Consider the following 8,285-nt stretch of genomic DNA (forward strand, 5'->3'; position numbering starts at 1 on the left):
AGGGGCCCGTGCCCGAGGAGATCTATGCGATCCCGCTCGGCCAGGCCAAGACGCTGCGCGAGGGTGGCGACATCACCATCGTGGCGATCGGCCGGATGGCACTGGAGGCCCAGAAGGCGGCCGACACCCTGGCCGCGGACGGCATCTCGGCGGAGGTCATCGACCCGCGCACCGTTCAGCCCTTCGATACGGCCGCGGTCGTGGCTTCGGTCAAGCGCACCAACAGGGTGCTGATCGTGCACGAGGCGGTCACTTTCGCCGGGATCGGCGCTGAGATCTCCTCGCAGATCCAGGAGGAGGCCTTCGACTACCTCGACGCCCCCGTGATGCGCCTGGGTGCACCATTCTCCCCCGTGCCGTTCTCGCCGGTACTCGAGTCGGCCTATGTCCCGGACGCCGCCCGGATCGCGTCCGGCGCCCACGCCCTGCTGGCCCGGGTCTAAGGTGGCCACCGAGGTCCTGCTGCCCAAACTTGGACTGACCATGACCGAGGGCACCATCCTCGAGGTCCTGGTCGGCAACGGAACGGTGATTGCCGTCGGCGACCCGATCATAACGGTGGCGACCGACAAGGTCGACGTCGACATCGAGGCCGAGGCTGCGGGCTCGTTCCACGCCGCCATCGACACCGGAGTCACACTGGCGCCCGGCGCGCTGCTCGCCTGGCTGCTCGAGCCGGGCGAGACCGTCCCGGACGGGGGCGCCACACCCGTGGCCACCGACGGTCCCACCCCCGCCCCGCTGGAGGTCGCGGAGCCCGATGCCGCACCGCCCGCCCCCAAGGCTTTGGCCGGCGGGCGCCTACTGGCCTCGCCGAATGCCAAGCGGGTCGCCGCCGACCTCGAGATCGACCTGACCACGGTCCACGGGACCGGGCCCGGCGGCCGGATCGTGTCCGAGGACGTCGAGGAGGGCGCCGCGAAGCCGGCGCCCGTCGTTGCCGCATCCATCCCCGTGATTTCCACAGCCGCCGCCGGTGGGGTCACCGCGATGGACCTGAGGCCGCCTCTGCGCAAACTCGCCCGCAGCCTGGGCGTCGAGGTCGCCACCATCGTCGGTACCGGACCGGGCGGCAGCGTCGTGCGCGCCGATGTCCTGGCCGCCTTCGATCCACAGGTCGATCGTGAGATTGCAGTGGTTAGCTCGACACCGACGAAGTTTGGACAGAACGCGGTCACCAAGGTTGTACCGCTCACCGGTATGCGCGGGGCCATCGCCAGCCGCATGCATGCCAGCCTGCAGGAGTCTGCCCAGCTGACCCATGGCTACCACGTCGCTCTCGACGCGGTTGTGGCACTCCGGGCCCAGCTCAAGGCTGAGAGCCGGGATGGGGACTTGGTGCCGAGCATCAACGACTTCGTCGTCATGGCCGTCGCGCAAGCGCTGGTCACTCATCCGGGGATGAATGCCAGCATCGCGGACGGCGAGGTCCGCCATCTGCGCGACATCCACGTCGGCCTCGCGGTGGCGGTTCCGGACGGGCTCTACGTCCCGGTGATCCGCTTCGCCGACCAGCTCAGCCTGCTGGAGATCACTGAGGAGACGCGCCGGCTGGCGACCGTCGCTCGCAGCGGCAAGCTCACCCTGGACCAGCTCGAGGGAGGGACCTTCGCAGTCACGTCGCTGGGCACCTATGGTGTCGACTTCTTTACCCCAGTGATCAATCTCGGCAACGTCGGGATCCTCGGCGTGGGGCAGATGCGCGACGGAGTGCGCTGGGAGGGCGAGCGACCTGAACGCACCCACGAGGTCACCCTCAGCCTGACGTTCGACCATCGCGCGGTAGACGGCGCGCCCGCCGCCGAGTTCCTGCGGACCCTCGACGACCTGCTGTCACGCCCCCTGCGTCTGGTGCTCAGCTGACTCAACACAGACACCGTCTCCGTCGTGGGGACAGATTCCACGACGGGGGCGGTTTCCACCGAGCCGACCGTCGAGACCAAGGCGTCGGGTCCGATGCATCGTTCACCCGGACTGATGTCACGCGCCGCCCGACAACATCGCGTTCTAGTCCTGTAGGAGGTCAAACATGCGTGCCGGTATCTACCGAGGGATTCGCACACTCGTTATAGAGGACGTGCCGGACCCGGTCGCTGGCCAGGGCGACATCGTGCTCGACGTCGCAGTATGTGGGATATGCGGGTCCGACCTGCATTCCTACACCGAAGGCGCCTGGATCTCCGACGGCATGGGAATGGGCCACGAGTTCGCCGGCCGAGTGCGCGCGATCGGCCCCGGGGTCGACGGGCTCGCCCTCGGCGACGCCGTGACCGTGAATCCGTTCGTGCCGTGCGGTCAGTGCGCCCAATGCCTGTCCGGGCGGACTAATCTCTGCGCCGACGCATCCGCCAGCGGAGGCACGGCCTTCGCCGAGCAGATCCTCATCCACGACGTCGAGGTGGGCCGACGTGTGTTCGCCATCCCCGAGGGAGTGACACTCGAGGAAGCGTGCCTACTGGAACCACTATCGGTAGGGATGCGCGCGGTCGCCCTCAGCGGCGCGACCGCCGGTCAGACAGTCGCAGTGGTCGGCTTGGGCGCCATCGGTCAGTGCGTGGTGCAGGTGCTGCGGGCTCAAGGTGTCACCGGGATCATCGCGGTGGACCGTTCGACGATGCGGCTGCAGCGAGCACTCGAGTCAGGAGCTTCGGCCACCGTGGATGGCAGCAACGGTAATCTCACCGATGAGTTGATTGCACTGACCCACGCGACCGTCTCGCCGTTCCAGGAAGCATCCGACGTGGACGTGGTGATCGAATGCGCCGGCGCCGTTGGGCTGCTACCGGCGGTCCTGCGTGCCACCAAGGCAGGCGGAAGCGTGGTGTTCGTCGGACTGTTCAGTCGCCCGGTCGAGATCGATATCAATACGGTCGTGCAGAAGGAACTGCGGCTATGTGGCAGCTTCGCTTACACGGTCGCCGATGTGAAGAACGCATTCGAACTGATCGCCACTGGGCGGGTCGACATGGCGTCGCTGATCACCCACCGACGGCCGCTGGACGAACTAGGTGCCGCGTTCGACGACCAGCTCGACGGCGAGAGCTCGATCAAGGTCGTGGTAGGTCCAGGGTCGTGATCGACCGCGCGCTCATGGTTGACGAGCCTGCGGTAGTTGCTTGAGCGTCTAGGGGTGTCAGCAATGCTCGTCTTCGAAGAACCTGTCGACGGTGGCCCGGCGATCGAATTGGCCGCGTCCCACGCACTTCTAGTCCAGGCCGGCCAGGGAGTCTTCGATCACGCGATCCGGATGTACCAACCCAGGCGTAACGCCATCGTTTTCAGTACCAGTGAGCGCAACAATCCCGCATTCGAAGAGGCTGTCCGTGTGGCAGAAGGCAGCGGGTTCGCTCCTGCAGTTCGTGTCGTGGGCGGCCGCGCTGTCGCCTGCGGCGTGGAGTCGCTCGTGATCGACATCATCCGACGGGAACGAGGGGATGTCGCAGCACACAGCGGACGCTTCGAAACATACGGCCGCCGTATCGCATCGACGTTGTCAGCATTCGGTGTGGACGCCCGCCCTGGCGCGGTCCCGGGTGAGTTCTGTCCCGGGAATCACAGCGTGAACGTCGGCGGTCGAGTCAAGGTGGTCGGGACTGCCCAGCGGGTAAACCGCAATGCATGGATGTTCAGCATGGTCGTCATAGTCGGGGGAGACCTCGACCGGGTCCGTGCTGTTCTTGGCAGCGTCTATGCGTTGATGGGCCACGACTTCGATCCGGAATCGGTGGGCAGTCTTGCTGCCGAGGTTCCGGACCTCAACCGTGTCGACCTCCGAGCCGCCCTTCGGGCGGCCCTGATCGGCGATCACGAACCTGTTGCTCAGCGGTTTGACCAAACGGCAATGGACTTGGCGACACAGCTACTTCCGCGGCACCGCGCTCTCGAGCACTAGGCGCCAGCCTCGATCGGCGTGGACGATCTCAGCGGGAGCCACACCCCGGAACGTCGCCACGACTGCAACGGCTGAACTCGACACGGCTTCGCCTCCGTCCTGGAGCACCGTTGCACAAACCAGAATAGGCGCGTGCGAAACGGGACGATGCCAACCACTGCCGATCAATCCGGTTCGAGATCCCAGGCCGGGTGCCCGAAACCCCAAGCCGCCCGGAGTAGTAGACATAGTCCCGGGATCGGCGTAGATCGACGATGATCAGTCCACAGCGCCGCAACGTAACGAGCTCGTAAGTGAGCCGTCCGGCTCGATGTAGGTCGGTGAGGCGGGTCACCCGGTCGGTCGCGATCGCGACCAGCACCCGACTTCCGTGTTTGGCCGCTACGACTGCGTTGCGGTGAAGGCATGCCGCAGAGCGGCATCGCGGTCGGCCATGAACCGTCGCGCCACCTCGGCGTTGGGGACCATCCGGTCGAACCCGTGATGCGCGGCGCGATAGACGTGCAGTTCCGTAGGGACCCCGGCCTGCATCAGGCGGAGCGCGTAAAGGACGTCCTCGTCGACAAAGAGGTCAAGCTCGCCAGTCAGGACGGTGGCGGGGGCCAACTCGGACAGATCCTGCATCCGGGTCGGAGCAGCGTACGGGGATACGTCATCGGTGCCGTAGGCCTCGCCGAGGTAACTACGCCAACCGATCTCGTTGCTCGTGCGGTTCCACACCTGCGGGTCCGTAACCATGTGGCTGGCCGGGGTGGAGTTCGTGTCGTCCAGCATCGGGTAGATCAACAGTTGGTGGGCGATCGAGAGCTCACCTCGGTCACGTACGAGCAAGGCGAGACCAGCAGCCGACCCACCGCCCGAGCTCGCCCCGCCCACGACCACGCGTGAAGGGTCGATGCCCAGGTCTAAGGCGTTGCGGATCGTCCAGGCTAGTCCGGCGTAGCAGTCCTCGGCGGGAGCCGGGAAGGGAGCCTCCGGGGCGCGTCGCCAGTTCACCGATACCACTGCGCACTTGTGTCGTTCCGCGATGTCGGCGCAGAACTGATCATCCAGGTCCGGTGCCGTCAGGACATACCCGCCGCCCTGGATCCAGTACAGACACGGCACTACCCCCTCGGCGTCCTTCGGCCGGAACAACCGGACCATCACATCCGGCTGGCCCGGCGCACCCGGCGCCATGTGGTCCGCCGAAGATACCAAGGGACTCATACCGGCTCGGTTGATCTGCGCATAGAACTCCCCCAACGCCTCACGCGCGGCCGGAAGATCAGTCAGATCCAGCACAGGGAGCTGCAGAACGACTTCGGCGAGCTCCGGGTCGAGCCGGTCCATGATGGGCATACGCCTGGCCTCTCAAACACTCTCAGAATCATGGCTGAATAGCTGGATCGAGCGGGTGACTTGAAGGGGCGTCACCGACAGCTCAGGTTCGTGGGATTGGTCCAACTAGGGTCCCGGTCGGGTCAGCGTGCCTGGGAACCGCATTGTGACGACTGTGCTGGCTCCTGGCGCGGCGGCGATACCCCTCAGCAGGATCTGCCAGAACTCCTCTGCGAGATCAGCGGTCGACAACTCACCGCTTGCGTCGTACCACTGGTAGGCCCAATTGCAGATCCCGAACAGTGCGAGAGTCACGATCTCGGGATCACAGGAGAACTTACCTTCAGTGTTGCCCTGCTCAAGCAGTCTGATGACCGTGCCTGCGTAGGCGTCACGTTTGGCCCGGATGGCCAGCTGCTGGTCGACCCGCAAACTACGATGGCACTCGAAGAAGACACGAACGTGCCCTCGGTGCGTCCGCATGAGATGCAGGATGTCCTGCATTATGCCGAGCAGACACTGATCCGCAGGAAGATGCGGTTGCGCCGCCACGCGCGCGTCGTGTTCGGCGATGATCAGATCGATGAACTCATCGTGGATCGCATAAAGAATGTCGCTCTTGCTCTTGAAGTAGTGGTAGAGCGTCGGCTTGGCCACTCCTACGGCGGCAGCGATGTCCTCCATCGACGCGACGTGGTACCCGTACGTGTTGAACAGCTCGGCCGCTTGGACCACGATTTGTTGCTTGCGTCCCTGCACCGATGGGAGGGGCTTCGATTTAGCGACTTTCTGCACCTCTCATCGAAAGTACCGCCTGCTCGTATCTACAGACGATATAAAGTTCAATCAGACTGCTAGCGCCACGGGGACCTCACGTGAATCAGGCAAACCCAAACTACACCATCGGCCGGCCAGTCGGACGCCAACGCCGACGCCGACCTCTCGCGTTCAGTCCCTGGCGCAAGACCGCAGGTCTCATGCAAAATCTCCGTATCACCACTGCTAGTCGATCTTTACTTTGACTCCTGTAATGTCACGCCGAGTTACTTGACATTCATTTCTGTTTGATCAATACTCGGGGGCGCCGACCGAACGGTCGGACTGTCGGACTGTCGGACTGTCGGACCCCACTGTCACGTCTGGAGTTCCGCGATGACCGCTCTCCAGTCGGAGAACGTTTCAAAGACGCTGCCCGGCACCGTTTCGCCTAACGGCGTGTCCTCTGACAGCAAATTCGTGCGAGGAATTTATATGACGAGAGGTGACGCATGAACCATGTCATCATCCTGATTCTCGGCTTGGCTGCGGGAGCCGCCTACGCGCTGATCGCCCTCGGCCTCGTACTCACCTACCGCGGGTCGGGAGTCATCAACTTCGCTCACGGCGCCTTCGCGATGTTCGGTGCCTACACGTTCATCCAGATTCGCGATTCCGGGCAACTAGTCTTCCCGTTCGTGCCGTTCTCGATCGGCATAGGAGACAGCGCCTCACTGGTCGTGTCGATCGTGTACACCCTTGTCGTCGGGCTACTCATGGGCCTGCTCTCGTACTACCTGATCTTTCGGCCGCTTCGTGCCGCCCCGATGCTGGCCAACGTTGTGGCAAGCGTTGGCCTGCTGCTGAGCTTGCAGGCCACGGCGGTCCTGCAGTTCGGTTCGAACAACACCTCGACCGCGCCGGTCTTCCCGACCGGGTCAGTGTCCATCGGCACTTACTTCGTCCCGACCGACAGGTTCTTCCTCACCGGCCTGACAATCGTCATCGCCATTGTGCTGACGTTGGTCTATCGCTTCACCAGGTTCGGGCTCGCTACTCGCGCTTCAGCGGGCAACGAACGGGGGGCGATGATCCTGGGCTACAACCCCTATCGCCTTGCCGCCGTGAACTGGGCTCTCGCCAGCGCACTCGCCTGCGTCGCGGGAATCGTGCTCGTCCCGATCTCGGGTGTAGACGCCATCACGATGACGCTGCTGATCGTCCCTGCCCTCGGTGCGGCGTTGATCGGGCGGCTCACGTCGTTCTCGATCACCGCAGTCGCGGGTCTGCTCATCGGAGCGGCGCAGTCGGGGATCCTCGATCTACAGACTTTCGGCTGGTACCCGGAGTTCGCCAAGACCGGTGCCTCTCAAGGGTTGCCCTTCCTGGTCATCATCGCGGTCCTGGTGATCGGTGGACGCCGGCTGCCGGCCCGAGGATTCAGCTCGGCGCGACTACCCATCTCCCGGGCCGCAAGTCCTACTGCTCGGCTAATCACCTCGATCGCCGGGCCAATCGTGTTGCTTGTCCTGCTATTCACACTCAGCTCCGGTCTGGTGCTGGCTCTGATGAACTCGATGGTCATCACCATCATCATGTTGTCGATTGTCGTACTGACTGGCTTCGTGGGCCAGATCTCGTTCGCTCAAGCTGCGATGGCAGGCACCGCGGGCTTCGGTCTGAGCAAGTTCGCAGACCAGTTCGGTATCCCGTTCCCGTTGTCTCCGATCCTCGCCGTCGCGCTGGCCACGGCCGTGGGCGTGCTCGTCGGACTTCCCGCCCTACGTGTGCGTGGTGTCCAACTGGCGGTGGTCACGCTGGCCGGCGGGATCGCGGTCCAAGAGTTTCTGTTCAAGAACCCGTCTTTCACTGGCGGACTGCTCGGCAGCAAGGTCCCTAACCCCAACCTGTTCGGGTTGGACCTGGGCGTGCGCGCTCAGGGTGAGTTCCCTCGGCCCGTCTTCGGGGTCTTCCTCATCATCGTATTGGTCCTGCTCTGCCTGGCCGTGACCAACCTGCGGATCGGCATCACCGGGCTCCGTTTCCTCAGCCTGCGAGCGAACGAGGCAGCTGCGGCGTCCATCGGCATCAACGTGGCCGCCACCAAGCTGCTCGCGTTCGGCATCGCGTCGGCGGTGGCAGCGATCGGAGGCGTGATGATCGCCTACCTGCAGACCACTGTTTCCTTCGGCTCCTTCGACGTCTTTGTGGGACTCACCTGGTTGGCCCTTGCGTACATGGGCGGCATCACCAGCGTCTCGGGTGCGCTAGTCGGCGGCGTGCTCGCGGGCGGCGGTGTCCTGTCGACCGTCCTGGA

General features: G+C 64.4%; 7 protein-coding genes and 1 pseudogene. 5 read left to right on the forward strand and 3 right to left on the reverse strand.

The genetic code is table 11. From position 1 onward, the window contains the following. The 4 genes and pseudogenes from H7290_RS02545 to H7290_RS02555 all read left to right on the forward strand — a co-directional run. The coding region (locus H7290_RS02545) for a transketolase C-terminal domain-containing protein (protein ID WP_290512445.1) at positions 1-443 on the forward strand (443 nt) is incomplete at its 5' end. Then, positions 385-1,863 (forward strand): 2-oxo acid dehydrogenase subunit E2, encoded by a 1,479-nt coding sequence (locus tag H7290_RS02550; protein WP_290512446.1) that lies wholly within the window; start codon positions 385-387, stop codon positions 1,861-1,863. The genes H7290_RS02545 and H7290_RS02550, both read left to right, overlap by 59 nt. A 166-nt stretch (positions 1,864-2,029) precedes the next feature. After that, positions 2,030-2,377 (forward strand): annotated as a pseudogene (locus tag H7290_RS21245) (alcohol dehydrogenase catalytic domain-containing protein); the annotation flags it as partial. A 33-nt stretch (positions 2,378-2,410) separates the two neighbouring features. Then, on the forward strand, positions 2,411-3,076 hold the full coding sequence (locus H7290_RS02555) for a zinc-binding dehydrogenase (protein ID WP_290512447.1): 666 nt from the start codon (positions 2,411-2,413) through the stop codon (positions 3,074-3,076). A gap of 417 nt (positions 3,077-3,493) precedes the next feature. On the opposite strand, the gene H7290_RS02560 is transcribed toward H7290_RS02555, so the two are convergent. The 3 genes from H7290_RS02560 to H7290_RS02570 form a co-directional block, all read right to left on the reverse strand. Beyond that, the gene (locus H7290_RS02560) at positions 3,494-3,835 is read right to left on the reverse strand and encodes a hypothetical protein (protein WP_290512448.1); all 342 of its coding nucleotides are present in this window, start codon (positions 3,833-3,835) and stop codon (positions 3,494-3,496) included. A 438-nt stretch (positions 3,836-4,273) separates the two neighbouring features. Continuing rightward, positions 4,274-5,233: an alpha/beta hydrolase gene (locus tag H7290_RS02565; RefSeq protein WP_290512449.1), complete on the reverse strand. Its 960-nt coding sequence runs from the start codon at positions 5,231-5,233 to the stop codon at positions 4,274-4,276. A gap of 105 nt (positions 5,234-5,338) precedes the next feature. After that, entirely contained in the window at positions 5,339-5,947 is a 609-nt protein-coding gene (locus tag H7290_RS02570) for a TetR/AcrR family transcriptional regulator (protein WP_290512450.1), read from the reverse strand. 533 nt (positions 5,948-6,480) lie between these two features. Here H7290_RS02570 and H7290_RS02575 point away from each other — a divergent pair. Continuing rightward, a partial coding sequence (locus H7290_RS02575; protein WP_290512451.1) for an ABC transporter permease occupies positions 6,481-8,285 on the forward strand: 1,805 nt, incomplete at its 3' end.

The sequence above is a fragment of the Aeromicrobium sp. genome (assembly GCF_014378035.1).
Classification (GTDB): Bacteria; Actinomycetota; Actinomycetes; order Propionibacteriales; family Nocardioidaceae; genus Aeromicrobium.